Origin of the sequence: Paenibacillus konkukensis (genome assembly GCF_023523925.1) — a bacterium.
In the GTDB taxonomy this organism is placed as follows: domain Bacteria; phylum Bacillota; class Bacilli; order Paenibacillales; family NBRC-103111; genus Paenibacillus_S; species Paenibacillus_S doosanensis.
On sequence record NZ_CP027059.1, the window covers coordinates 827,410 to 852,233 of the forward strand.

Below are 24,824 nucleotides of genomic sequence, written 5' to 3' on the forward strand. Positions count from 1 at the left end.
ATGCCGGTACCGGCATGATTCATAAAAGCATGGCGATGGACTGGATTCGCGACTCGATTCGCGGGCTGCGGTCGATAGAGGTTTCCGCTCTCTAATCGCGGCCTACGGCCCATAGAGGTTTCCACTCGCTGTTGCAGCCGGATTTCTTTCATTTTGAATCTCTCATGCGGGAGGGAAATCCGGCTGCAAGGGCGACCGTTTACGCTTTTCCCACTTTCTCCCCGCCCGCTTGGCGCCGTACACTCGCAGCGGACACAGCGGCCGTTATATAAACCCTATCGGCCATTTTGGATTTCTAACGGACACAGCTGCAGCTACTGGCCCAGCGCAGCCTCCTTGGTCAAGCATTTCAGGCATTTAAGTTCCGTGATGTCCGTCCCGTTTAAAAAATGTCTGTTTACGGCGAATTTAGCTCCATGGCGTCCGTTAAACTTAGAGAAACGGTTCATGCAAGGTTCCACGCGCACGGACTGAGCCTCGGGACTGCCTCATCCCAACTTTCGGGGTGTTCGAGAGTCTGCCTATGCGGACAAAAAAACCTTCGCTCCGCTGAAGCTGCGACTCCGGACTGTTAGGCAATGCCTAACAATCGGAGCGTGCGGTTCGTAACGGATTGAAGGTTCATTTTGCTTATTTTCTTCTGAAATTTTTCTTGAACTGATAATAAAGGAAACAGCCGACGCAGTAGCCGCACAGCGCGGCCAGGGCTGCGGCCGCAACCATACCGGCGGCAATATAGCCGACGATCGAGTGGGCGTTCGCCAAGAAGGCTAGCGTCGCCACCGTCAATAAAGCTACGGCGATGGCATTGTTAAACCGCTGCAGCTCTCTCGCTTCCGTCGCCGCTCCGGCAATCCGGCCCTTCAGCAGCGGCGCCGCGGCGACGATAAACAAATTGCCGCGCGCTCCCTGCCATAAACCGATCACTTGGATGGCCCACAGCACGACGATGAAGGCGGGCTGCCGAAACAGCATAGCCAAAAGTATGAACAGAACAATTCCCGCTTGATTCGCCCTGACGTAAGGGACAGGTATTTCTTGCATGACGCGGCGCCTCCCTTTAAATATGAAATTTGGTCGCGATACGCTAAACGGCGATGTTCGAAGCGCCCGCTAAGTTGCGGACACGGACTCGACGGTGAGCCTCCCCGTAGACCGATCGGCCAGCGCCAGCCGGCCTTCGACCGGCCTGCCGTTCTCGTCGGTCAACTGCATAAGCGCGGTGCGGCCCTTCTCGATGAGGAAGCGCACCGCCGTCTCGGACAGCGAGGCGCCGAAGCTGTCCTTCCAGATGACAAAGCCGCAGCCGGCTTTGTATTCGGTGCAGCCGTAGCCGCGGCGGCCCATGATGATGCGGCCGCCGCAGCCGGGCCGCGGGCACGCCGCGATGCCCGGCCGCGCCGCCTCGGCCTGCGCCGGCGCCCCCGGCGCAGCAGCGCCTGCCGCAGCCCGCACCGGCTGCGCTGCCCCTTCCGCGGCCCCGCCGACGGCGGCCGCGGCCGTGCTGCGCCGCGAGCGCGTACCGCTCGCGGGCGTCTTCGCCGCGCCCGCGCTGCGTGCGGCGCGCGTGCGCTTGGCCGCCGGTGCCGCGGCGGCCTCATTCGCGCCGGAGCCGGCGGCGGCGCGGGTTTTGCGCGTCCGCTTGGCTGCGCCTGCGGACGGGGCTTCGCCTTCGAAGGCCGTCTTGTCGGCCTTCGATTGCACGCGAACCTTATCGACGATCAGGTTCGTAAATTTCTTTACGTTGGCCATGAACGCCTCGTCCGAGGCCAACCCGCGGGCAATCTCATTGAGGCGGCGCTCCCAATGGCCGGTCATCTCGGGCGACGTCAGCAGATCGACGCCCGCCCCCCGGATCAGCTCCACCGCCGTGCGCCCCTTCTGCGTAATGACGATCCGCTTGCCCTGCATGACGATGTAGCCGACCTGCTTCAGCCGCTCGATGACGGAAGCGCGCGTAGCCGGCGTGCCTAGACCCGAATCCTTCATCGCGTCGCGCAGCTCCTCGTCCTCCACCTGCTTGCCTGCGCCTTCCATCGCCTTCAGCAGCGTGCCTTCAGTATACGCTTTAGGAGGCTGCGTCTCCTTCTCCTTGGCCGCCGTTTTGGCGCACAGGACGCCTTCCTTGGCATTCAGACTGAACGGAGTGCTGATTTCTTCCTCCGGCTCCTCTTCACCTTCCTTATCCGTCTTGCTTTTGCGTTTGGCCTGTTCCTTCTTCTGGTCTTCGTAGATCACCTTCCAGCCGAGGGACAGCAGCTGCTTGATCGTGCTTTTGAACGTTTCGCGCTCCACTTCCGTCAAGACCGTATGGACCTTGTATTCCGCCGCCGGATAGAAGTGGGACAGGAATCTTCTCACTATCAAATCGTATACGTTCTGCTCGTCCGCGGACAAGCCGCCCGCCTTTTTATGCGTCGGGAGAATCGCGTGATGGTCCTCGACCTTCGCCGGATTGCAAACCGCCCGATTGTTTTTGTGCACCAGCCGCTTGTCCGCCTGCTCCGCCAAATCTCCGTATGAAGTCCCGCGCAGCTGATCCAAGGAACGATGCATTTCGGCGATGTTTTGCTCCGTCACATAGTTCGAATTCGTCCGCGGATAACTGATCACCTTATGCTTCTCGTAGAGCGACTGGGCGATATCCAGCGTCTTCTTCGCCGAATAGCCGTATTTCGCGTTCGCTTCGCGCTGCAGCAGCGTCAGATCGTACAGCCGGAACGGATACTCCTTCGTATCCTTCACCTCATAGCTGGCGATGACGCCCGGCTTGCCTTTCAGCTTGGCCGCAAGCGCGGCGGCCTTGTCGGGATCGGTCAACCGCTCCCCTTGCCACAGGCCCTTGTATTCCGTCTCGCCTTGCCGGAATAGCGCCTCGACCTCGTAAAATTTGCTGGATCGAAACGCTTCGATCTCTTTCTGCCTGTCATACAAAATCGCCAGCACCGGCGTCTGAACGCGGCCTACGGAGAGCAGCTCGTTGTGCTTCGTCGTAAACGCCCGCGAGCCGTTCATCCCGATCAGCCAATCCGCTTCGCTGCGCGCCCTGGCCGCCTTGGTCAAATTATCGTATTCCGATCCTTCCTTCAGCTCGGCAAAGCCTCTGCGGATCGTCTCCGGGGTCAAGTCGGATATCCACAGCCGTTTAACCGGATGCCTCAGCTTCAAATGGCGCTGAATAAGCGAGAAAATATGCTGACCCTCTCGCCCGGCGTCGCAAGCATTGACAAGCTCTTTGCTGCGCTTGGCCAGCTCGGCGATCACCTTTAGCTGGTCCTTCGTCTTATAATTCGGAACCAGCTTGAACGTGCCCGGAATAATCGGCAAATCGTTGAAATTCCACTTTTTATATTTATCGTCATACGCATCCGGTTCCGCCAGCCCGATCAGATGCCCGATCGCCCATGTAATAATGTACTGCTCGCCCTCAATGTAAGTACGGTGATTTTTCGCCTTCGGATCGATGGCCGCGGCGATGTTTCTCCCCATATCGGGTTTTTCGGCAATGATTAATGTTTTCAAAAATATGTTCGCTCCCTACCGTGGACAATAGTTCCCATATTCGCCATGGTAACGAAAAAATGACGATTTGTAAATCGTCATTGATCGCTTCTGCCCTGGGAAGACATTGGCATAAGCATGAATATTTTCGTACCTTCGCCCGCTTTGCTCTCGATTCGCAGGCCGTATTCCTCGCCGAACACCATCTGAATGCGGCGGTGCACATTGACGATTCCGATCCCTCCGGTAACCCGCTCCTTGCTGCCATGATCGTCGGTCAGACGGTAGGAGCTCAGCCTCTCGTTCAACTCGGCCAGCTTGGCTTCGGGAATGCCCTCTCCGTTATCCTCGACGCTGACCCAGAAGATGCCGTCCTCCTCCCCGGCGTCGACCCGGATGTAATGATGAGGCTCCACCCCCTCGGGAAAGGCATGCTGGAAAATATTTTCCACCAGCGGCTGCAGCGTAAGCCGTACCATTTTGTGCAGCAAATACTTGGGCGGCACTGCGGCGTCGATTTCGAATTCATAATCGATCCGATGCCGGAGAATGACCATATACGTAAGCACATGCTTCAATTCATTGGCCACCGTAATCTCCTCAAGATTCGTTTGCACCGAATAACGAAGCATATACGCCATCGCCTTGACGATTTCCGATATTTCGTCCGAATCCTTCAATGCCGCATAGCAGGCGATCGTCTCCAGCGTATTGTATAGAAAATGCGGGTTGATCTGCATCTGAAGCGATTGAAACTCGGCCTTTTGCCGCTCCAGCTGCGTCTCCCGATTCGTCAATTCCGCCTCGTACACCTGCTTCACCAGCTCCGACAGCCGCTTCACCATCAGGTTGTAGCTGAAGGTCAGCTCATCAATCTCGTCCTTGGGCTCATAATGATTCACCGGAATCGTGACCCAGTTTCCTTTCTCCGTCTGCCTCATGCCGTTTTTGAGCACGCGGATCGGCCGGGTAATCGATAGGCCGAACCGCTGCGACAGCCATATGGCGAGGACGAGCGTCACCAGACCGATGGCGATCGTAGTCGTGCGGATGCTGGAAATCGGTTTTTTCAGCTGGTCCAGCGGCATGGACACGACCAGCGTCCAGCCCGAATAAGCGGATTTGCGGCTGACGAACGCCTGCTTCTTATTACCCTCGCCGCCTTCGAACATCTGCGCGTCGGAGGCGCCGATCTGCTCGCGCAGCTTGTCCGGCACCATCGTTCCGATCATCTCCCGCTGCGGATGGTACACGATTTCGCCGGATTCATCCATAATGAAGAAGTAGCCTTCCTCGCCGAGATCGATGCCTCCCCACAGCGTCGACAGCTCCCTCGACTGTACCTCGAAAGCGAGAATGCCGTTAAAATTCGGCGACGACAGCCCCTTGATTTTCCGCGCCAGCGTGATCACGCTATTTTTCCGCTCCGGCAGAATCGTCGTATTCAAGGCGCTGAGAAGGCCGTTGTCCTTCGTGCGCTGCTTCAGCATCTGCAGCTGCTCATGCACCTCAGACGGGGAGAGCGGCTGGTCATAGCCGCTGTTAAAGGCGAAGATCGCGTTTTCATTATAGCTGATAATATAGACGTTATTGATCTCCGGGTTGCTGATAAACAGCGGTTTGATTCCGTACGCCTTGATCGAGGAATAAAAGCTGTAATAATCGTAGCCGTCGATCCGCGGCATATCGATAAATTGCTTCACATCCTGGTTGGACAGAAGCGAAGTCATGGCACGATCGTAATTTTGCAAATACAGATCGGTTTGGTACATCGCGTTATTGACGATCTGCGACATATGACGTGCGCTTTGCTCGTCCAGCTCCTTGGATGCGCGGGTATACGTCACTACGCCTACGGAAGAGAGAGAGAGCACGATCACGATCAAAAAGTACGTGAGCAGCTTGCGCGACAAATTGCCCTTCATTATTTAATCCCCAATATGCTGCGGTACTCGGAAGGCGAATAACCGGTCATTTTCTTAAACATTTTCGTAAAATGCGGGTAATCCTCGTAGCCGACCTCCGCCGCAATATCGCTCATTTTCAGATGAGGGACGGCCATCAGCTTCTGCGCCAGCTCGATCCGCCTCTTAATCCGGTACTGTACGAACGTCTCGCTTGTCATTTTCTTAAACAAAGAGCTGAAATATGTCGGCGTCAAACCGACCATATCCGCCACTTCCTCCAGCGTAATTTCCTGGGACAAATGGTTGTCTATATACGATTTCGCCTCTTTCATCGGGTCCTTGTAGTTGCCGCTCCGCTTCACCGTCAGCTCGGCGGTCAGCTGTTTTAATTGACGGTCGAAGTCGGCGAAAGCCTCCTCCCGCGTAAGAAACCGTTCCTCCGATTTCTCAGGCGCAACCGTGATGGATTTGCGGGCCAGACGTTTGACCAGCATCGTAATGCATTCCTTCAGCAGCTCCTTCAGCTGCGCTACGTTCAACTCCGAGGACAGGCAGTACTGCTTCCACTGCTCGGTAAGCCGCTCCACCTCTTCCAGATTGAGCATCCAAATCGCATGCTCCACCTGCTCGATCCAATCCTCGTACTTGGTCAGCGACAAAAACCCCTTTGTTTTGGCTTTCATCAGCGTCTCCAATATATCGGCCACATCCGTTTTGGTAACGGGCTTGAGTAAATAATGCTTAACGCCGTAGGACATGCACTTTTGCGCGTATTCAAAATCGGAATAGCCGGATATAACGACAATAGGGATGTGCGCATACTGCTCATGAAGCTGCTTGCACAGCTCCAGACCGTCCATCTTCGGCATTCTTATGTCCGTAAAGATAATGTCCGGAACTTGCTCCCGGATGATTTCCAAAGCTTGAACCCCATTGGTAGCCGTCTCGATGCCGGATAACGGAAGCTCGCACTGCTCCGCCATCTTAGCGAGACCCTTACGAATAATCGGTTCGTCATCTACGATCAGTAATTGCATGCAGGAAATCCTCCTTCTCGCGAAAACGGGAAAAGCATCTACCCTTTTCGATGCCGATCCGGGTAGATGCTTATTCATTATTGATTGTTAAAGAGAGATACGCCGTCTTTCTTATTATATCGTTCCGTAGCTTCTTTAATAATCTCGTTGCCGCCTTTGGACTTGTACTCTTCGATAACTTTCGGCCAATCGGAGATCGGCTCTTTGCCGTAAATCATTTTGACCATGTGATCGATGATCAGTTTAGGGCCTGTGTCGCCGAGCGGCGTCAAGTCAGGATATTTGGAGAATGCTTTCAGGTCCGGATAGAAGCCGATACCCGGAAGACCTTCTTTGGAAAGAATCGTATCGAACGCAGTCAATGTATCTTTGCCGTCTTTGCTTTGCTCCAGCTGCAATTTGTTGTAGGTGGAATCTTGGCCGACCCACAGCGTTGTACGCCATCCTTCTTCAGCCGTTTCATCCTTGTTCGTAGGCGCTTTATACTTGATTTGCCCGTTCTCGACCGTATAGTTCTCGCCTTCGACGCCGAGGCTGAAAAATTTAGCCGCTTCGTCGGTCGTCATCCATTCGAAGTATTTCATGATGCCGGCCGCTTTATCCTTGTCCACATTCTTGTTCAGGTAGAACGTGCGGACCATCGGGGAATACAGGAAGTATCCGCCTTTGCCTTCGGGACCTTTCGGAGAAGCGATAACATCCACTTTTGCGCTCGGATCTACCGCCATTATGTTCGTCCGGAAGTTAGCCAAGCCTCCTCCTACGTTAGCCGACCACATACCGGATTTGCCTGCGTTGATGTTTTTGCTGTAATCCGTCGAAGAGATCGTGGCGAAATCTTTCGGGATCAAGCCTTCGTCATACATCGTCTTGTAGGTTTGCAGCGCTTTCTGCATATTCTCGACATCGAAGAATTTCGGCACCACCTGATCGCCCTGCACCTCGAACTGATCCTTGTAAGGAAGCACGTCGAACGCGCCCAGGAACGTATCGGCGTATTTGAAATTTTCGCGCATTTGGTAAGGATTTTCTACTCCCAGCTTTTTGAATGCGCGCAGCACGTTCAAATATTCGTCGACGGTTTTCGGTACCGGAAGCCCCGTTTTTTCCAGCAGGTCGGTACGGATGTACGTGCCGCGGCGGGACGGGTTCGTCAAGTAGTCGGGAATGCCGTAAATTTTGCCGTTATACGTAACGGAATCCCATGCCGCTTTCGGCACCTTCTTCAGCAGCGTAGGAGCGTATTGCTTCAGCAGATCGTCGAGCGGCTGGAACACGCCGGCTTCTACCGAACCGGCCATGTCTTTGCCTGTCGGCAAATCAAGGCTTCCCAGCACGTCCGGAATATCGTTGCCCGCGAACAGCACGCTCATCTTCTCTCTCTGAATCAGCCTAACATCCAGCTCCGTGTTGGTCAACTTATCCAGACGCTGAACCCATTTTTCTTTGCTCAGATCCGGTTGTTTTTGCCCGTAACCGTCGCCCGTCGTCGTCGGGAAGGAAATCGAGAATTTCAAAGGACCCGCAGGCGCTGCAGCCCCTCCGCCGCTTCCTTCCGCTTCCTTGGAACCCGATCCGCTCGAGCAGCCCGCAATGGAGCCGACCGCCAGAACAGATGCCATTACCAGGCTTACTGTCTTTTTCATATTACCCCTTCTCCCTTTAGAGTCTTGAAATCTGTTTGGTTGCGTTTACATTCGTATCATAACCTAACTGACCCTGAAGCAGAATTGCTAAAATTACGGAAGGTTGTGTTTTTTTATGATTTGATCGAGCCTACCAGCATCCCTTTAATAAAATGCTTTTGCAGGAACGGATACACCAGCATGATCGGTATCGTAGCTATGACGATAACCGCCATTTTAAGCCCTTCGGGCGACAGATCCATCGCCGAATCCAGCGCGGAGGAGTCGGAGGCTCCGAATTGGTCTGTAATGATCATCTCGCGAAGCCGCACCTGCAGCGGAATCAGCGAACGGCTGTTGATATAATAAATCGCTGCGGAATACGTATTCCAGTTCGATACCGCGTACATAATACCCATCGTAGCCATCGCCGGCTTGGACAGCGGCAGCACGATTCTCCACAGCATTCCCATCTCGCCGCAGCCGTCAATCCGTGCGGAGTCGAACAGCTCGTTCGGCAAGTTCATAAAGAAGGACCGCATGACGAACAAGTTGTACGCGCTGATCGCCGTAGGAATCATAAGCACCCACAAGGTATCCAGCATTTTAATGTTTTTGAGCAGCAGATAGTTCGGAATGAGCGGCGCATGAAAAATCAATGTAATGAGCACCATAATCAAAACGATTTTGCGTCCAAGATATTCCTGTCTTGATAAAGGATACGCAAGCGAAGCCGTTGCGAGCAGATTGATCAAGGTACCGCCCACGGTAATGAACACGCTGTTGCGGAACGCAATCCAGATCGTCTGGTCTTTCAAAATGCTGGTATAGTTCGCCGTCGTAAAGCTGACCGGCCAAAAATAGACGAGACCTTTATTAATCGCGACGCTGTTGCTGAACGATTGCGCGATCACGTGCAGCAGCGGCAGCACCATCGTTAATCCCAATAAAGTCAAAAATACGATGTTAATGACGTTAAATGTTTTTACACCTTTGCTGATAACCATATCGTTTCACCTCCATAGAACAGGCTCCCTAGTAGAGACCGTCTCCCGTAGCTTTTTTGCTGAAAGTATTGCCGATTACGATGAGCATCAGACCGACAAGCGACTTGAACAGTCCGATCGCGGTCGTATAGCTGTATTGACGGTCGACCAGGCCCGCCCGGTATACGTAAGTATCCAGTATTTCCCCGTTCTCGCTGTTCAGCGGATTAAGGAAAATGTAGACGCGCTCGAAGCCGAAATCGAGGAAGTTGCCCATATGCAGCAGCAGCAAAATCGTAATGGTCGGCAAAATCGTCGGCAGCGTGATCGAGAACGTCTGACGCCAGCGGCTCGCGCCGTCGATTTGCGCCGCTTCGTACAAATCCGGGTTAATCCCCGCGATAGCCGCCAAATAGATGATCGTTCCCCAACCGCTGTCTTTCCATACGCCCGATCCGATCAAGATCGTACGGATGTACGAATTATCGCCCAGGAAGTAGATCGGCTCGATGCCGAAGGTAGACAAAATTTGATTGACGAAGCCGGTTGTCGGAGACAACAGGCCGACGACGATACCGCCGACGATAACCCAAGACAGAAAGTGCGGCATATATACAACCGTTTGGATAATCCGTTTATACGCCATAATCCGCAGCTCGTTAAGCAGCAGCGCCAGGATGATCGGCACCGGAAACGCAAATACCAGGTCGTACAGACCGATCAATAACGTATTTTTCAAAATCGTAATAAACTCCGTGTATTCAAACATGCGTTTGAAATTCGCGAGCCCTATCCACTCGCTCCCCGTTATCCCTTTAAAAATGTTGTAGTCTTGAAAGGCAATAACCGAGCCTAACAGCGGCACGTATTTGAACAACAGGAAGAAAATAATTCCTGGAACTGAAATAAGATACAAGGCAAAATATTTACGGATAAACGCCGTCTTGGCATTGCCGGATTTAAAGTTTACTTGTACCCGATCAGAAGCTTGAATTTTGCTTGCCATACTACACCCCTCCTCTAGTTTTCGTGAAAGTTATTGTAACTAAATTGTACTTGGCGGCCGCTTGTCCAACAATGGACTGACTTGTAGTGAGTTGTGTTTTTTTACGTTTTCTCGCTTGGTTGCAATTTCCAAAGCAATTATGATATAGTAGATCTCCTGTCTTTTAAAACTAGGGTTGGAACGAATGGAGGTTTATCGTCTTGGAGTCCAGTGTGCAAAGCGCTTATCAGGAAGAATTGAATCGGCTTGAGGAAACGTTTAAAGAAATTGACCGGCAGCTCGCCGAGTTAGCTAAAATTCCCCCGTACACGGGTCACGAGCATACCGAGCAGGTGCTGGAATCGATACGGGAGGGCCGGCGCCGCAATCTGGCCGTGGCGCAGTCGGAGCCTTATTTCGGCAGACTGGATTTTCAGGAAAGCGGCCATCATAATCCAACTCCCTTATATATAGGAAAGGTCGGTTTGGAGAAAGATCCGACGCTGGAGCTCATGGTCATCGACTGGAGAGCGCCGGTTGCCAGCTTGTTCTATTCCTTTACCGGCGGCAATGAAGCGGTTACTTACGATTCCCCCGACGGAATGGTCGAAGGACTCGTTTACTTGAAGCGGAACTTGGTCATCCGCAAGCAGATTTTGCAGCGCGTCGTCGACACGTTCGATCGGGCAGGCGATAATATGGCCGTCACCGACGAATTTCTGCTGTACCGGCTCGGCGAGAACAAGGACAACAGACTGAGGGACATCGTCTCTACCATTCAGGCTGAGCAGGATGCGATTATCCGTGCCGTCAAGAACAGCGCTCTTTTTATTCAAGGGGTGGCCGGAAGCGGAAAAACGACGGTCGCGCTTCACCGGCTGGCTTTTTTATTGTATCAATACCGCGATCAAGTCCGCGCCGAGCGGATGATTATATTTGCGCCGAACCGCATGTTCCTCGACTATATCTCAGGGGTGCTTCCCGAGCTCGGCGTCGGGCATATCCAGCAGACGACCTTCACGGATTGGGCGCTGGAGCTCTTGGATCACGAAGTCAAGCCCGCCGATCAGGCGCAGCGGCTGCGGTACTGGTTTCAGATCGGCGGTCAGCGGCCGACGATGGACGATTCGGCTCCGGGACGGGTCAAAGGCTCCGTGGGCTTCATGCGCTGGCTCGACCGCGCGCTGCAGCAATATGAAGCCTCGGCTGGACCGCAAGCGGATTACTCCCCTTGGGACGGTACCAAGCTTCCGGCGGCGACGATCCGCCAATGGTACGACGTCGAGAACAAGCATGAGCCGCTGATGAAGCGGCGCGAGCGGGTGTTGGCAAGAATCAAGCGGTGGCAGGAAATGGAGCTCGACAAAGTATGGGAAGTCCATCTGAAGAAAGAATATAAGAAGAAGGCCGCCCAGCGGCTGCGCGAGTATACGAAGCAGTGGACGGAATACACGCCGTTCACCTTCTACAAAGAGCTGTTGGGGCCGCAGCCCCCCGCCTACCTCTCCTCGGAACTGCTTGCGGAGCTTTCGCCCGAGCTGATACGAGAGACGCAGGCGCTGCTGAAAAAAAAGCTCGTGCAGCCGGAAGATCTCGCCCCGCTTTTATTCATTCGTTCCCGGTTTTACGGCATACACGGCGAGCTGACTTTCGATCATACGGTGATCGACGAAGCGCAGGACTTTTCCCCGTTTCAGATCACTTTGCTTAACATGCATACAAGAAACCAGTCGTTTACGATATTGGGCGACTTATCCCAAGGCATTCATGCATACCAGGGCATTCACGATTGGAAGGAATTTATGAGTCTGTTCGAAGCGGAAAAAACGGCTTATTTCCAGCTGAACCGCAGCTACCGCTCGACTATGGAAATCATCTATTTCGCCAATGCCGTCTTAATGAACAGTGCGGAGAAGCCATCCGTGCTTGCAGAGCCCGTCTTCCGCAGCGGAGATCCCGTCAAGATCCGGCAGGTGGGCGAAGCCCAGCTTGCAGGACAGCTGCAGCAGGAAATGCGCCGTCTGCAGTCCGGCGAAGTCTCGACCGTCGCCGTGCTGGCCCGCACCGAGGAGCGGTGCGAGCAGCTGCACCGGAGCTTGACCGCCGAAGGCATGCAGGTTCATCTGATCGGGGCCGGACAGCAGCATTATGAAGGCGGCCTCTCGATCGTGCCGACGTTTATGGCCAAGGGGCTGGAATTCGACGCCGTCATCATTGTCGACGCCGATCCCGACCATTACTCGGCAATGCCGCAGGACGCCAAACTGCTCTACGTCGGCTGTACCCGCGCGCTGCACTCGCTTCAGCTGTGGTACGACGGCACGCCTTCCCCGTTAATCGCAAGCATACAGGGAGATTTCGCAGTAAGCGAATAGTTTTTATAATTGTTGAACAAAAAGAAACCGTTCTTGAGTCAATGGAAGTACCATCCGCCATTTACGAAAGGAACGGTTTCTTTGCGCATTTTGCAAAATCAGGCTGTTTATTTGAATGGTCTGAAGTTCATGAACATGGCCTCGGGGATGTTCGTCTGTACCTCTTTTTTAACGCTTTGATAAAAAAGCGGCCGCGCCGAACCTTTCGGTTCCAGCGCGCCGCTTCTCTTCGACTGCACTCTATTTAACCAAAGCCTGCAGCTCCGGCACTACATAAGCCTTGCCTCCGGTCAAAGCGCCGACCAGATTTTGCGCCGCCAGCATCGCCATATCATAGCGCGTTCTTGATGTCGCCGAGCCGATATGGGGCAGCGTCACTACGTTATCCATCTTCAGCAGCGGATTGTCCGGCGACACCGGCTCGGTATCGAATACATCTAAGCCCGCTCCGCGAATTTGGCCGCTTTGCAGCGCTTCGATCAGCGCCTGCTCGTCCACCGTTTGCCCGCGCGACGCGTTGATGAAGAACGCGCTCGGCTTCATCAGCTCGAAGTGCTCCTTGCGGATATAATGAACCGTCTCCGGCGTCAGCGGCGTCATCAGAACGACGAAATCCGACCTCCGAAGCAGATCTTCCAGCGCGCAGTAGCTTGCTCCGAACTTCTCCTCCGTCTCCGGCTTGCGGCTGCGGTTATAGTACAGCAGTTCCATATCAAAGCCGTGCACCGCCCGCTTCGCAATCGCTTCGCCGATCCGGCCCATCCCGATGATGCCGAGCGTCGTATGATGCACGTCGAGGCCGAACCACTGATCTTCCTTGATCGCGCCGCGTTGCCACTTCCCTTGCTTGACGAGCCGGTCGAGTTCGGCTACTCTTCTCGACGACGACAGCATCAGCGCCATGACCAGATCGGCGACCGTATCGTCCAGCACATAAGGCGTATGCGTGCCGATAATGCCTCCTGCCAACATGTCCTGGGTATGAAAATGATTATAGCCGACGGATACGGTGCTCACCGCTTTAAGCCGGGGAGCATGCGCGATCAATTCCGCGTTCACGGGTCCGGCTGATACGATTAAGCCTTCGTAATCCTTAATGACGGAGAGCAGCTCTTCCCTCGGGATAGAGCCTTGACCCTCCCATACGGTACAATCGCAATGCTCGTTCAAATAGTCAAGCACAGAATCGGGCAATTTTCGGGTAATCATTACTTTCGGTTTATGTGCCAACGCGCTTCGCTCCCCTCATTCAACGCTTAAGTTTATTTTACGGATTCGGCGTGGACCGCCTGCTGCTGCGGGCTAAGCACTTCGTTAAGACTTCCCGAGCGGTACCCTTTCAAATCCATCGTTACATACGCATAGCCGATTTCCTTGAGCTTGGCGTGAACCGTATCGGCGACGGCGAGCATTTCGGCCAAATCCGCCGCAGGAACTTCGATTCTCGCCAAATTGTCATGCTGACGGACTCGGACCTGACGGAATCCAAGCTGGATCAGAAAATCTTCCGCTTGGTCGATCATGGACAGCTTCAGCGCCGTTATCGCTTCCCCGTAAGGAATCCGCGACGATAGACAAGCGAACGAAGGCTTATCCCATGTGCGCAGCCCGAACCCGCGGGACATATGACGGATCTCGGACTTCTTAATCCCCGCCTCCAATAGCGGAGCTCTGACCCCTTTTTCATGAGCCGCCTGCAAGCCCGGCCGATGCTCGCCGAGATCGTCGGCGATCGCTCCGAACACGACATACTCGTAGCCCCGTGCCTCTGCGATCGGAATCAGATGATCGAACAATGAATTTTTGCAAAAATAGCAGCGGTTCGTCGGATTTTCGGCGTAACCCGGAATGTCGAGCTCGCTGGTATGAATCACTTCGTGTACGGCTCCCAGCTCTCGGGCTAGAACGATGGCTTCCTCCTTCTCCCTGACCGGATACGTCTCCGAATCGGCCGTAATGGCCAGCACCCGTTCCGGACCGAGAAATTCAAGCGCGGCTTTCAGCAAAAAAGCGCTGTCGACGCCGCCGGAAAAAGCGACGACCACTTTATCCATCGAACGGAGAATGTCCCCGAGTTTCTCATATTTTTGTTCCATGCTTTCCATCTTTGTATGCCTCCTGAAGAATTCCATGCGGAATCCGTATATCATTGATTTTCGGATACTCGATATTACTTTGCAATCGTGTGCAAAGAACTAGACGTCTACCGATGTCCTTGTAACATGCTCGGACCGGGTTCATTTCATTATAGTCTTTTTTGTGCGGCAGAAAAAGGGGTTTCATCAAGGTAAGTAAGTAAACTTTATCGGATTCCCGCACGCTCGCGGTGCAGCAGCCGTTCGAACTCCCCGATCGGAAGCGGCCGGCTGAAAAAATAACCTTGCCCGTGCGCGCAATTTTGCTGCAGTAAAAAACGCAGGTCTTCTTCCGTTTCCACCCCTTCGGCCACAACCTCCAGCTTCAGATGGTTCGCCATCGCTATGATTGTCGATACGATGGCCGCGCTGTCCGGATCGGTGCTGAGGTCGCGGATGAACGACTGGTCGATCTTTAATTTATGTAACGGGATTTTCCGCAAATAATGCAGCGAGCTGTAGCCCGTGCCGAAATCGTCCATCGATATGCGGATTCCCCAATATTTGAGCTCGTTAAGCTTGCGGATGACGCGGTCCACATTATCCATCGCCATGCTTTCGGTAATTTCCAGCTCCAGGTAATGCGGCTTCAGGCCGCTCTCCCTCAGAATGCCCAAAATATCTCCTACCAGATTATGCTTCTGGAATTGTCGCAACGACAAATTGACCGAAACGATCAGCGTAGGCAAACCGCTGTCCTGCCAGCGTTTATTTTGGCTGCAGGCCGTCCTTAGCACCCATTCGCCTATGGCTACAATGAGCCCCGTCTCTTCCGCCAGCGGGATGAATTGAACCGGGGAGATCATACCGTGCTTCGGGTGGTTCCAGCGGATCAGCGCTTCCATACCGATCAGCCGGTTGTTGCGGATATCGTATTGCGGCTGGTAATACAGCTCGAATTCCTCGCGCTCCAACGCTTTGCGCAGATCGTGCTCCAGCTCCAACCGCTGCAGCGGATCGTTCATCAGCTCGTCCCGCGTATGGCGGTACAGCCTTTGCCCCTTCTCGCGCTCCTTCGTCTGCACCTTCGCCGCGTGCCGGATCAGACTGTTCATGTCGGTACCGTCCCGTGGGTAGTGCGCGATGCCGATATTGCCCGGAATCGTCAGCTCCCGGTCGTATACGGCGTAGGGAACCATCAGCTTCTCATGAATAATCCGCGCTTCTTCCATAATAAAGTCGGGATCGGCGTCCGTCTTGTACAGTAGCGCAAACTCGTGATTGCCGAGACGGCAAATCAGATCCGCACGGCCTATCCGCCGCTGCAGCCGCTCGCTGACTTGCTTCAGCAGCAAATCTCCCCAGCTAAGCCCCAACGATTCGTTTATGATCGGAAACCGGTCCAGGCTGACCAGCATAATCGCAAAAGGGGCCGGCGGACTCTCGTTCCCTGCCGCGGCAAGCGTCTGTGTCAATTGAATTTGAAACAGAGTACGATTGGGCAGTCCGGTAAGCGTATCGTGATAAGCCATATGCTCGATAAGCCGGGACGCGAGCTTCTGCTCGGTAATATCCTTCATGATCAAATACACGAACCGCTCTTCTTGGCCGCATACCGGAATCAGCCGCAGCATAATGCTCAGCGTATGGCCGGAACGATGGCGAAACTCGAGCTCTCCCTGAAGCGTATCGCCCCGCAGCGCCCTTGGAAAATAGCCCGCGAAAGCCTCCGCTGCATCGGCCGACAGCATGGATGCGAACGGACGCAGGTTCAATGCCCGAAAATCATAGCCGGTAAGTCTGCCGCACTCCGCATTAATTTTAAGGATGTGACCGTGTGTATCCAGAAGCAGCATCGCTTCGCCGCTTAACCGGAATAATGGATGCGATGTTATAAGACCGATCGGATCCGAATCAATCATGGTGCAATCACTCTCCTACTTGCCACGCTATGTACGGTTATTATAGCATAGGTCGAACGATCCATGGCGAAAAGCATAGGAATTTGTTGAAATTTGTATTATTTCACGAACGTTATATGATTTTTTGAACATAATGCCGGAAAAATACGATTGATTGGGGGATACCGTATTCCGGCTGCCAGCGCCGGCAAATATCTTTTCAATAAAAAAACCGCCAAAGGTGGACTGCACCCCAATTGTTAGATACGATCTAACATTGGAGGCGCAGTTCATTCCCGGCGGTCCGTAAATTACAGCTGTTTGGCGATTGCGTCCCGAAGCTCGCTGTCCTCCGGCGCCACTCTGCTGGAGAAACGGCCTGCGATTTGTCCGTCCTTGTCAATGAGAAATTTCTCAAAATTCCATTTGACGTCGCCCTGCGGCTCCGCATGCTCGGTCAGCCATTTGTACAGCGGATGCTTGTCCTCTCCCAAAATCTTCACCTTATCCAGCACCTCGAAGGTGACGCCGTAATTCATGCTGCAGAACTGCTGAATTTCTTCGGCCGTTCCGGGCTCCTGGCCTCCGAAGTCGTTGCAGGGAAAGCCGAGCACGACGAGCCCCCGCTCTTTCCACTCTTGGTTCAGCTGCTCAAGCCCCTTATATTGCGGAGTAAATCCGCATTTGGAAGCTACGTTCACAATCAGCACGGCTTTCCCTTTGTACTCGTCCAGCGATTTGGTGCGGCCGTCCGCCGCGGTTACGGAAAAATCATAAATGGATGCCACCAGAATGCCTCCCTCAGTTCGATTTCTTTTATCTTAACATGAATAATGCTGGAATAAAAATCCTCGGCGGATTCGTATAACGAAAGCAATTTTGTTACAATGTAAAGGTTAAACTTTCCATGGACTACGGTTAGGAGGGCCCCTTATGAACGATATCCAATCGATCCAAAATAAATTGGAGCAAGCCATCGTGCTGCTGGAAGAACGGTTTCTGGAACGCGAGGAGCTTATTCGTCTGCTGCTGCTCGGTCTGATGAGTCATGAAAACGCGCTGCTGATAGGACCGCCGGGAAGCGCCAAATCGCAGCTGGCCCGCGCGGTTTCCCAGCTGTTCGGCGGCGGCGGATGGTTCGACTATTTATTGACCCGCTTCACGACGCCCGATGAAATGTTCGGCCCCGTCTCGCTGCAGCAGCTCAAGCAGGACGTCTACGTGCGCCAAACGGCGGGCTATTTGCCCTCGGCCGATTTCGCCTTTCTCGATGAAATTTTCAAAGCGAACAGCGCTATTCTGAATGCGCTGCTGTCGATTTTGAACGAACGCGTCTTTTTCAACGGGCGGGAGAAGGAGCAGGTTCCTCTTGTGTTTCTGATGGCCGCCTCCAACGAGCTGCCCGAGGACAACGACCAGCTAGCCGCCCTGTACGACCGGTTCTTGATCCGTTACGAAGTCGGATTTTTAAAACAAATGTCCAGCTACGAGCAAATGTTCCAGCTGCCGACAGAGCCGCTGCCTTCCCTGCTTTCGGTCAAGGATGTGGAGAGCGTACGCAAGGCGGCTGCAGCCGTAACCATCCCGGAGACGCTCATCTATATGCTCTACCGGTTGAAAACGGAAATGGAAACGAAGGAATTTTCCCTCTCCGACCGCAGATGGCGCAAAATCGGAGAAGTATGGAAAACGTCCGCTGCGCTTAACGGCAGAAATACCGTCAACGTATGGGACACCGTATATACGCCGCATATGCTGTGGGATTTCCCCGAGGATTTGCACGTGCTTCAGGAGCTGTTCCAGAAGGAGTTTCAGGAAGCGCTCAAGCAGGAATCCGAACGCGAGCTGCCGCTGCGCGCCTACGATCAAACGGCCAAGCACTGGCTCGGCACGGAAGACGAGCTGCATTCGTTTCAGTTCAAGAAGGAAGTCGGGGGCCGCATGAGCCAGGAAGCCCAGGAACAGATGAAGGATAAGCTGGAGAGCTGCCGCATCGAGCTGGAGGAAACGGCAAGAGCCTTGCGCGGCAAGCTCGTACAGTGGCAGCAGCGGGAAAAGGATTTGCCCGGTTATATCCGCAATCAAAACTTTCTGCTGACGCAAACCGACCGCTTCGCGGTCAAATATACCCATCTGCGTATCCAGGGAGAACGCATTCTCCAGACGCTGCAGGGACTGTACCGGACGCTGTTCGACCGCGAAATTCCAGGCGTCCAGTACGATTACACGCTCTAGGAATCTGTCCGACGGAGTACATCAGACAGACTCCTAGTAGTCTGCTGAACAAACGGCCCTCTCAATCTATTTGTCGGCGGTGACGAATTATGATCATACAATGCGCCCGAATCGACCGGTTCGTCTTTGACGGGTATGTCCACTCTTCGCGGACGGCGCAGGAATGGGTCCGCGAGGCGCAGGCGACTTCGCCGTGGTTTACGGTCGAACTGTTCGCCGATTTTTTCATGTGCTTTTACTTGCCGCAGCCGGACATCGATCGCGCTCAGGATGCCTCCGCCTTTCACCGCTGGCTTGTGGAACAGCTGCGGCAGCAATTTTTTTACCGGACGATCCATCCGAGAACGATCGGTGAAGTGAACGCCTCGTTCAAAACCGCGCTGAAGAGCTTAATGTGGCTCACGGCCAGCTACGCAGACGAAGTGAAACGTCGCAAGCAGGATGAGCGGATTTTGACGGCGATGGGCTTGAATGAACAGAAACAGCAAGCCCAAGAGCAGGCGCAAGTGAACGAGCATTTGTCGGAGAAGCAGCTGGAGCGGCTCAAGCTGGTCGGCTATACGCTGCAGCAAGGCAAGCGCAATGTGGAGGAAAAGCAAGCGGCGCTCGATACCCGTCCTCTGGTCGAAGCCGAAGTTGTCCGGCTGAAGCGGAGGATCGTCGAGCTTCAAGAAGAAATGCGCACCGACTTCACGCGCAGGGACAAAGCCCGGCTCAAGCTGAAAAAGGCGGAGACCGAGCTTCAGCAGCGCGAGAGGCAGCTCGAACGGTTTACGAAACGAGACCAGGACATGTTCCGGCAGCTCGAAGAGCAGCTTGGACAGTGGCTCAGCCGCTCGCTCAAGGAAACGCTGGAAACTGAGGAACTGGAGAGTTTGAACGTTCACGAGCTGCTGCAGGCGAGCCAGCGAATCGCCAACCGCCGCTGGGGCGCCGATCTCGGACGGCTGCACCGGCAGCAGTTCGCCAATTACCTGCAGTGGGTAGAAAAGCTCAAGCGGCATCCCGAGCTGATCGCGTTCCTGCAGGAGGTCGGACGCAACCTTCAGCATTTGAAGGTGCAGCGCAAGAAGCTGCGCTCCCCGCATATCCCGGAAGCGTATGACGATCTCAGGCAATCCGGCGACATTAGCCATATGCTGCCGAGCGAAGCGAGTCTGCTGGCCGATGCGGATTACGAAGCATATTTTACGGTCAAGTGGCTGGATCGCAAGCTGCTGACTTACAACGTATCCGGGTATGACGAAGAGCCCCAGAAGGGGCCGGTGCTATGTATGCTGGATACGTCTCATTCCATGCGCGGCGGCAAGCTGCGGCTCGCGCAAATCTTCGTCGCGACCTTCGCCGCCTTCAGCCTGCTGGAGCGCCGCGACTTCGTGCTGCTGCTGTTCGGCGCGCGCGGCGAGCTGATCGAGCAGCCGCTGTACTGGCGCAAGCCGGACTGGCCGGCGCTCTACGCGCTGGCGCAGCTCGCCTTCGGCGGCGGCACCCATTTCGATGCCCCGATCAAGCGCGGCATCGAGATTGTGGAAGGGCATCCGCGCTTCACGGATGCCGACTTCGTGATGGTCACCGACGGGATCGGGACCATCAGCGCCCCGGTTCGGCAGCAGCTCGCCGAACTCGGCAAGAGCAAGCAAGTGCGGCTGCACACGCTGATCGTCGGAAACGCGCGGCAGCACTTGGCGAATCGCTACGAGATCCTGGGGGTGTCCCATCAAGTGCGCTTCGCCGCTACGTGGGAGTCCCAGGACCCGATCAAGGACGAGCTCCTGCTCGACGTATTCCGCAAGCGCTAATCCGTTTCGGGCAGCCATGCCGGAAGATGCAGGCCCGTTTCATACCGTAGAACCGGCAGTCCCGGAGCAAGCATTCAAGCGCCGGACTGCCGGTTCTTTATTCGAGCCTGAAATCCGGCATCCTTCCCTGCCGAGCGGCACATCGTTCTTTCGTTAATCCGTTAACCGTTTGGCGTAGCAATGTCTAAGCTTTCCCCCGTACATTGGACGGGTAAACTGCCGCGTCAGCCCGGCCGCCTCCAAATTGTTAATGCTCGGCCTGTTGTCCGGATGAACGGTTGCATACAAATACAAGCAATGTCTCTCGCGGGCGCGCTGCTCGCGCAATTGATGGAAATATCTTTGTAAACCGCGCCCTCGCGCGCATTCGTGAACGACCGTAGAGTCCAGAACCGCTACGAAGGGCAATTCCTCCTCCGGTACGCCGAATTCTCTCCCGAGATTATCTGCAAACTTCAGCACCGTATACGCTACAAGGCGTCCGTCAAGGAAGGCGCCGTATATCTCCCCTTTGTCGCCAATGTGCTCGTACAAATATTCTTCCTCGTCCATAGCGAATAACGCTTGCGAGGGAAGCCGCGAGATGACGTCCGTCATAAGACTGCGTATTTTTTCCACGTCATCGTGACCTAATCGGCGTATCTGCCGCTCCATATTTTCCATATTCTTCATCGGTACAGAGCCCTTCTCGAATGATCTTTACGATTGATTGCTTCTTTCAAATTCCTTCTGAGTCCGGCTTAGGCGCTATCGCGAGCCAATCGTGGGAACGCCGGGACACATACGGACTGTCTTTGCGTTTGGCGACGATGCCGGGCAGCTGCTCCGCGAGCGATTTCCGGTACAAATCTTCTCCCCTGCCGTCCGCCTGTTCCGTAATCCGGAAATATTCGTCTTCTTTCAGTACAGACTCCAATACGGACCTGCGCTTCATTAGCGGCAGGCCCCGTAAATCCCGTCCTTTATACATGAGGATATCCCACACGATATAGCAAGCCGGCCGCTGCTTCATATAAGCCCGGATTCGCTGATGTCCTTTCGCTTGCAATCTGTCTCCGGCCAGCTTAGGATCGTACCGCCCGGTGTGCGGATCGAGGCAGCATACCTCGCCGTCGAGCACCACATCACCGTCTGCCGGCACCCGGTGAAGCTCCGGAAAATGCCGCGTCACTTCGTTCTTATCGCGCAGCCATAACCGCGTCTCAATGCCTTGGCGGGATAAAATAAGCCTCCGCCCGCCCCATTTAGGCTCAAATACGTACGCTTCGTCATTAAAGATACTGTCGGCATGCTCCGCCAGCATCGGACTTAATTTCATGGTCATCACCAATTTCATCATACCATGAGGCCTATGCATGAATAATTAGTTAATTGCTGGGGGAACATATCATTACTGGATGATTACTTACCAAATACAAACAACGAGGTGTCCATTATGGCAAACAACCAATCGAGAAGCAGCAACCAACTGGTCGTACAACAAGCATCTCAGGCATTGCAGCAATTGAAATACGAAGTCGCCCAAGAGCTCGGCATTCAAATTCCGGCCGACGGCTACTACGGTTACATGGCTACTCGAGATACCGGAGCCATCGGCGGTCACATGGTTCGCCGTCTCGTGCAAATCGCGGAGCAGCAATTGACGGGCTTCCACAAATAGACCGGCGCTACCCAAGACGCCTCCGGCTCCGCCTAGCGGATTTGGAGGCGTCTTTGCCGTTTGCCTTAATAAATATCCGTCCTCCTGGCGCAGCACGGCGGATAACCGCGAAGGACTAGCTCCGCTCGTTTAATACAGACGCTGCGTATAGCTTTCCACCAGCCCTTGGGCGATGCTCTGTTCGTCCCTTCCGGTATGCGCCGCCAAAATCCGGGCCGGCACCGGCAGACGCTCCCGCCCCAGCCAGCTCTCCGGCCTCCACAGCTGCGACCGTTTGAACGCCTTGGCGCAGTGCATGTAGCATTCCTCGACGACGACGCCGATGCCGAGCTGCGGACTCTTGCCCATCGCCTGCATCCGCTGCAGCAGCTCCTCATCCCGGGTCACGTAGGCCCGGCCGTTTACGCGCAGCGTTTCCTCCAGCCCCGGAATGAGGAAGATCAGGCCGATCTGAGGGTTGGATATAATGTTGCGCAGCGAATCCGCGCGCCGGTTGCCCGGCCGCTCCGGAATAACGAGCCGCTGCCCGTCAAGCACCAGTACAAATCCGGGCGCGTCGCCTCTGGGCGACACGTCGCACCTGCCCTCGCTATCCGAAGTCGATACGAGCAAAAACGGAGATTTGGCGATATAATCGCGGCAGTGATCGTCCAACGAGCCGATCGCTTTGCGCGCGACGACTTCGCTCGGATACCCCAATAGGTCCCGAAGTTCTTCTTCCCCTGTAATAACGTCCCGAAATTCATTCTCCCGCTCCACTGACGCATCACTCCATTCTAATCGTTTTCACGAGCTTCCATCCCCAAGCGAAGCAGCACCCCAGGCGTAATTTCTCTTATGGAGCTTACGACCGCCTCTGCCGCGGACACATCCTGACTACCCGAATCGGCATTCTGGAAGCCGATGCACTTCATCCCCGCAGCCTGCGCGGCCCTAACCCCGTGGCGCGAGTCTTCCACGGCGACGCAGTCGGTAGGGGCGACTCCGAGCAGCGCGGCGGCCCTCAGATACACGTCGGGCGCAGGCTTCCCTTTGCCGACCTCTTCCCCGCTGACGACGGCGGAAAAGTATTCGGCGATACCGAGCTTATCCAGCACGGCGAGAATAAACGATTTCGGCGAGGAAGAAGCCAAGCCGACGGCGATCCGGCGGTCCTTCAGCAAGCCGAGCAGCTCCGGGACGCCGTCGATCGGCCCTTCTGCGCTTTGCTGCAGCTCGTTCAGCTTCATTTGAACCTGCCATTCGATCAATTCTTCCAAGGAAGCCTCCAGATTGTGCTTTTCCTTCACTCTGCTCCACATATCGGGGTTTGTCATCCCGACGTAGCTTTCCAGCTCTTCCATATCGGCCGGTATTCCCAGCCGGTTAAACGCCATTTGTTCCACTTTGAAATGCAGCGGCTCGCTGTTGATCAGCACGCCGTCCATATCGAAAATGACCGCTTTCATCCGTGTTCTCCGCCTCCCCTGTAATAGCGGTGAAAAACGAGCGACCTGCGGTCGATAGAGGTTTCCGCTCGCTGTTGTAGCCGGAATCGCTTTTCCGGATTCAAACGGCCCCCCGCTCGTTGTTCACCGGGCTTCTAACCATCTTCTCTTACTCGCCGCTTTCGTCCGTTTTCCGCTGAATCCGGTCCACGATGCTTTCCAGCGGCTCGGGATCGAGCAATTCGACCGGCGATATGCCTTTGTCGAATTGCAGGAAATCCCCCTCCATCACGACGACATAGCGGCTGCCTACCTTGGCGATATGCAATTGGTCGCCAAAGTCCGCCAGCAGTCCGCGAACCGTCATGTTGCCGACCTTCAGCTTCATCTCGATATCCGGCTTCTGCTCGATCAGGATGGCCGACGCCTCCGAGACCTGCTCCGGCGTCCATTTCTCCTGCAGCTCCCGCTTCTCGCTGTAAGCCCACAGCTCCATCGCCTGAACTTCCTGCTCCTTCGCTTCCGGATTATCCTCGTACACTTGTTCGATATATTGATGCACGAAGCCGAGCACCTGCTCGTTCATCATCTCGGGCATCGATTTCTCATACTCGACGAATTTCAGGAAGTCTTCAAAATACCGCGCATGGGACGATTGATGAATTTTAAGCTCCCACGGCTCCACCATGCCTTCTTCCGGCATATGCGGGTACATGATCGACTTCATATTTTTGGCGTTGATCGCCATCTCCACTTTGTTAAGCAGGCTGCGCTCGTCGGTAATGCGCGCGATCTTTTGCTCGAAATCGCATTTTAAGACAAACAGAAACGGATCGTCGAACAGCTGCGCATGCTTCGCCCGCACGATAAAGACGGCGCCGCCGCGGATCGCGCTCGTATCCATGTAAGCTTGGACCAGAGCGTCCGCATGGCCGATGTACATTTCCTTCGTTTCCGCCGTCCGCAGCCGGTCAAACATATTATAGTTCGGATTGCTGTCCAGGTCGTAGCCGGGTTCTACCGCGAACCGTCCGATCTTGGTCGGCACCTGCTCCGCCTTCGGATTGCGCTCCGCATGACGCTTCGCTATCTTCGTAAATTCGCTGCCGAGAAACGAACTGAGCTCGCTCTCCAAATAATCTTCTCCGTCCAGCGTTTGATAATGCTTGTAATGCTTGCCGCCCTGGCCGTCCTCGCTTTCGGTTTGAATGACGAAGAAAGATATATATTCAACTTCAAATTTCATGTATGCAAGCTCCCCCGTGACAAATAAAAACCCACCCCATAGGCGAGATTACTCAGCCCCTAAGG

At 54.6% G+C, this 24,824-nt stretch carries 20 protein-coding genes; 4 read left to right on the forward strand and 16 right to left on the reverse strand.

Annotated features, from left to right (window positions below; all coding sequences use genetic code 11):
* Positions 1 to 630: 630 nt before the first annotated feature.
* From SK3146_RS03545 to SK3146_RS03575, 7 genes are all read right to left on the reverse strand, one after another.
* Positions 631 to 1,044 (reverse strand): DUF4395 domain-containing protein, encoded by a 414-nt coding sequence (locus tag SK3146_RS03545; RefSeq protein WP_249863778.1) that lies wholly within the window; start codon positions 1,042 to 1,044, stop codon positions 631 to 633.
* A 69-nt stretch (positions 1,045 to 1,113) separates the two neighbouring features.
* Positions 1,114 to 3,522 carry a type IA DNA topoisomerase gene (locus SK3146_RS03550; RefSeq protein ID WP_249863779.1) on the reverse strand — a complete coding sequence of 803 codons (2,409 nt, stop codon included), beginning with the start codon at positions 3,520 to 3,522 and terminating at the stop codon, positions 1,114 to 1,116.
* A 77-nt stretch (positions 3,523 to 3,599) separates the two neighbouring features.
* Positions 3,600 to 5,426, reverse strand: coding sequence for a cache domain-containing sensor histidine kinase (locus SK3146_RS03555; protein ID WP_249863780.1), 1,827 nt, complete (start codon positions 5,424 to 5,426; stop codon positions 3,600 to 3,602).
* Complete coding sequence (locus SK3146_RS03560) at positions 5,426 to 6,445, reverse strand: response regulator transcription factor (RefSeq protein ID WP_249863781.1); 1,020 nt, start codon at positions 6,443 to 6,445, stop codon at positions 5,426 to 5,428. The genes SK3146_RS03555 and SK3146_RS03560 overlap by 1 nt, the downstream gene beginning before the upstream one ends.
* A 77-nt stretch (positions 6,446 to 6,522) precedes the next feature.
* A complete protein-coding gene (locus tag SK3146_RS03565; protein ID WP_249863782.1) occupies positions 6,523 to 8,091 on the reverse strand; it encodes a type 2 periplasmic-binding domain-containing protein in 1,569 nt (522 codons plus the stop codon).
* Between the two features lie 113 nt (positions 8,092 to 8,204).
* Complete coding sequence (locus SK3146_RS03570; RefSeq protein WP_249863783.1) at positions 8,205 to 9,077, reverse strand: carbohydrate ABC transporter permease; 873 nt, start codon at positions 9,075 to 9,077, stop codon at positions 8,205 to 8,207.
* Between the two features lie 28 nt (positions 9,078 to 9,105).
* Positions 9,106 to 10,062, reverse strand: coding sequence for an ABC transporter permease (locus SK3146_RS03575; RefSeq protein WP_249863784.1), 957 nt, complete (start codon positions 10,060 to 10,062; stop codon positions 9,106 to 9,108).
* Positions 10,063 to 10,262: 200 nt separating this feature from the next.
* Between SK3146_RS03575 and SK3146_RS03580 the strand changes: the two genes are divergently transcribed.
* Complete coding sequence (locus tag SK3146_RS03580; RefSeq protein WP_249863785.1) at positions 10,263 to 12,416, forward strand: HelD family protein; 2,154 nt, start codon at positions 10,263 to 10,265, stop codon at positions 12,414 to 12,416.
* A gap of 240 nt (positions 12,417 to 12,656) precedes the next feature.
* On the opposite strand, the gene SK3146_RS03585 is transcribed toward SK3146_RS03580, so the two are convergent.
* The 4 genes from SK3146_RS03585 to SK3146_RS03600 form a co-directional block, all read right to left on the reverse strand.
* Positions 12,657 to 13,625, reverse strand: coding sequence for a 2-hydroxyacid dehydrogenase (locus tag SK3146_RS03585; protein WP_249863786.1), 969 nt, complete (start codon positions 13,623 to 13,625; stop codon positions 12,657 to 12,659).
* A gap of 53 nt (positions 13,626 to 13,678) precedes the next feature.
* A complete protein-coding gene (gene larE / locus SK3146_RS03590) occupies positions 13,679 to 14,521 on the reverse strand; it encodes an ATP-dependent sacrificial sulfur transferase LarE (protein ID WP_249863787.1) in 843 nt (280 codons plus the stop codon).
* Between the two features lie 197 nt (positions 14,522 to 14,718).
* Entirely contained in the window at positions 14,719 to 16,413 is a 1,695-nt protein-coding gene (locus tag SK3146_RS03595) for a putative bifunctional diguanylate cyclase/phosphodiesterase (RefSeq protein WP_249863788.1), read from the reverse strand.
* A 290-nt stretch (positions 16,414 to 16,703) separates the two neighbouring features.
* Entirely contained in the window at positions 16,704 to 17,180 is a 477-nt protein-coding gene (locus tag SK3146_RS03600) for a glutathione peroxidase (RefSeq protein WP_249863789.1), read from the reverse strand.
* Between the two features lie 145 nt (positions 17,181 to 17,325).
* Between SK3146_RS03600 and SK3146_RS03605 the strand changes: the two genes are divergently transcribed.
* Both SK3146_RS03605 and SK3146_RS03610 read left to right on the forward strand, forming a co-directional pair.
* Positions 17,326 to 18,627, forward strand: coding sequence for an AAA family ATPase (locus SK3146_RS03605; RefSeq protein ID WP_249863790.1), 1,302 nt, complete (start codon positions 17,326 to 17,328; stop codon positions 18,625 to 18,627).
* Positions 18,628 to 18,716: 89 nt separating this feature from the next.
* The gene (locus SK3146_RS03610; RefSeq protein ID WP_249863791.1) at positions 18,717 to 20,426 is read left to right on the forward strand and encodes a vWA domain-containing protein; all 1,710 of its coding nucleotides are present in this window, start codon (positions 18,717 to 18,719) and stop codon (positions 20,424 to 20,426) included.
* Positions 20,427 to 20,579: 153 nt separating this feature from the next.
* On the opposite strand, the gene SK3146_RS03615 is transcribed toward SK3146_RS03610, so the two are convergent.
* Both SK3146_RS03615 and SK3146_RS03620 read right to left on the reverse strand, forming a co-directional pair.
* Positions 20,580 to 21,098, reverse strand: coding sequence for a GNAT family N-acetyltransferase (locus tag SK3146_RS03615; RefSeq protein ID WP_249863792.1), 519 nt, complete (start codon positions 21,096 to 21,098; stop codon positions 20,580 to 20,582).
* 46 nt (positions 21,099 to 21,144) lie between these two features.
* Positions 21,145 to 21,765, reverse strand: a complete 621-nt coding sequence (locus tag SK3146_RS03620) for an ATP-dependent DNA ligase (protein ID WP_249863793.1) — start codon at positions 21,763 to 21,765, stop codon at positions 21,145 to 21,147.
* Positions 21,766 to 21,861: 96 nt separating this feature from the next.
* On the opposite strand from SK3146_RS03620, the gene SK3146_RS03625 reads away from it, so the two are divergent.
* Positions 21,862 to 22,086, forward strand: a complete 225-nt coding sequence (locus SK3146_RS03625) for an alpha/beta-type small acid-soluble spore protein (RefSeq protein ID WP_249863794.1) — start codon at positions 21,862 to 21,864, stop codon at positions 22,084 to 22,086.
* Between the two features lie 129 nt (positions 22,087 to 22,215).
* Here SK3146_RS03625 and SK3146_RS03630 read toward each other — a convergent pair whose 3' ends face one another.
* From SK3146_RS03630 to SK3146_RS03640, 3 genes are all read right to left on the reverse strand, one after another.
* A complete protein-coding gene (locus SK3146_RS03630; RefSeq protein WP_249863795.1) occupies positions 22,216 to 22,845 on the reverse strand; it encodes a pyridoxamine 5'-phosphate oxidase family protein in 630 nt (209 codons plus the stop codon).
* 17 nt (positions 22,846 to 22,862) lie between these two features.
* The gene (locus tag SK3146_RS03635) at positions 22,863 to 23,534 is read right to left on the reverse strand and encodes an HAD family hydrolase (protein ID WP_249863796.1); all 672 of its coding nucleotides are present in this window, start codon (positions 23,532 to 23,534) and stop codon (positions 22,863 to 22,865) included.
* Positions 23,535 to 23,682: 148 nt separating this feature from the next.
* Complete coding sequence (locus tag SK3146_RS03640; protein ID WP_249863797.1) at positions 23,683 to 24,759, reverse strand: DUF3900 domain-containing protein; 1,077 nt, start codon at positions 24,757 to 24,759, stop codon at positions 23,683 to 23,685.
* Between the last annotated feature and the right edge of the window lie 65 nt (positions 24,760 to 24,824).

What these genes read in the sequence shown, in the direction of transcription:
- SK3146_RS03615 (WP_249863792.1), bottom strand. Translation starts at nt 21,098, where the DNA reads ATGAAGAATATGGAAAATATGGAGCGGCAGATACGCCGATTAGGTCAC.
- SK3146_RS03560 (WP_249863781.1), bottom strand. Translation starts at nt 6,445, where the DNA reads ATGCAATTACTGATCGTAGATGACGAACCGATTATTCGTAAGGGTCTC.
- larE (WP_249863787.1), bottom strand. Translation starts at nt 14,521, where the DNA reads ATGGAAAGCATGGAACAAAAATATGAGAAACTCGGGGACATTCTCCGT.
- SK3146_RS03555 (WP_249863780.1), bottom strand. Translation starts at nt 5,426, where the DNA reads ATGAAGGGCAATTTGTCGCGCAAGCTGCTCACGTACTTTTTGATCGTG.
- SK3146_RS03570 (WP_249863783.1), bottom strand. Translation starts at nt 9,077, where the DNA reads ATGGTTATCAGCAAAGGTGTAAAAACATTTAACGTCATTAACATCGTA.
- SK3146_RS03565 (WP_249863782.1), bottom strand. Translation starts at nt 8,091, where the DNA reads ATGAAAAAGACAGTAAGCCTGGTAATGGCATCTGTTCTGGCGGTCGGC.
- SK3146_RS03545 (WP_249863778.1), bottom strand. Translation starts at nt 1,044, where the DNA reads ATGCAAGAAATACCTGTCCCTTACGTCAGGGCGAATCAAGCGGGAATT.
- SK3146_RS03640 (WP_249863797.1), bottom strand. Translation starts at nt 24,759, where the DNA reads ATGAAATTTGAAGTTGAATATATATCTTTCTTCGTCATTCAAACCGAA.
- SK3146_RS03605 (WP_249863790.1), top strand. Translation starts at nt 17,326, where the DNA reads ATGAACGATATCCAATCGATCCAAAATAAATTGGAGCAAGCCATCGTG.
- SK3146_RS03610 (WP_249863791.1), top strand. Translation starts at nt 18,717, where the DNA reads ATGATCATACAATGCGCCCGAATCGACCGGTTCGTCTTTGACGGGTAT.
- SK3146_RS03595 (WP_249863788.1), bottom strand. Translation starts at nt 16,413, where the DNA reads ATGATTGATTCGGATCCGATCGGTCTTATAACATCGCATCCATTATTC.
- SK3146_RS03625 (WP_249863794.1), top strand. Translation starts at nt 21,862, where the DNA reads ATGGCAAACAACCAATCGAGAAGCAGCAACCAACTGGTCGTACAACAA.
- SK3146_RS03585 (WP_249863786.1), bottom strand. Translation starts at nt 13,625, where the DNA reads ATGATTACCCGAAAATTGCCCGATTCTGTGCTTGACTATTTGAACGAG.
- SK3146_RS03620 (WP_249863793.1), bottom strand. Translation starts at nt 21,765, where the DNA reads ATGATGAAATTGGTGATGACCATGAAATTAAGTCCGATGCTGGCGGAG.
- SK3146_RS03575 (WP_249863784.1), bottom strand. Translation starts at nt 10,062, where the DNA reads ATGGCAAGCAAAATTCAAGCTTCTGATCGGGTACAAGTAAACTTTAAA.
- SK3146_RS03635 (WP_249863796.1), bottom strand. Translation starts at nt 23,534, where the DNA reads ATGAAAGCGGTCATTTTCGATATGGACGGCGTGCTGATCAACAGCGAG.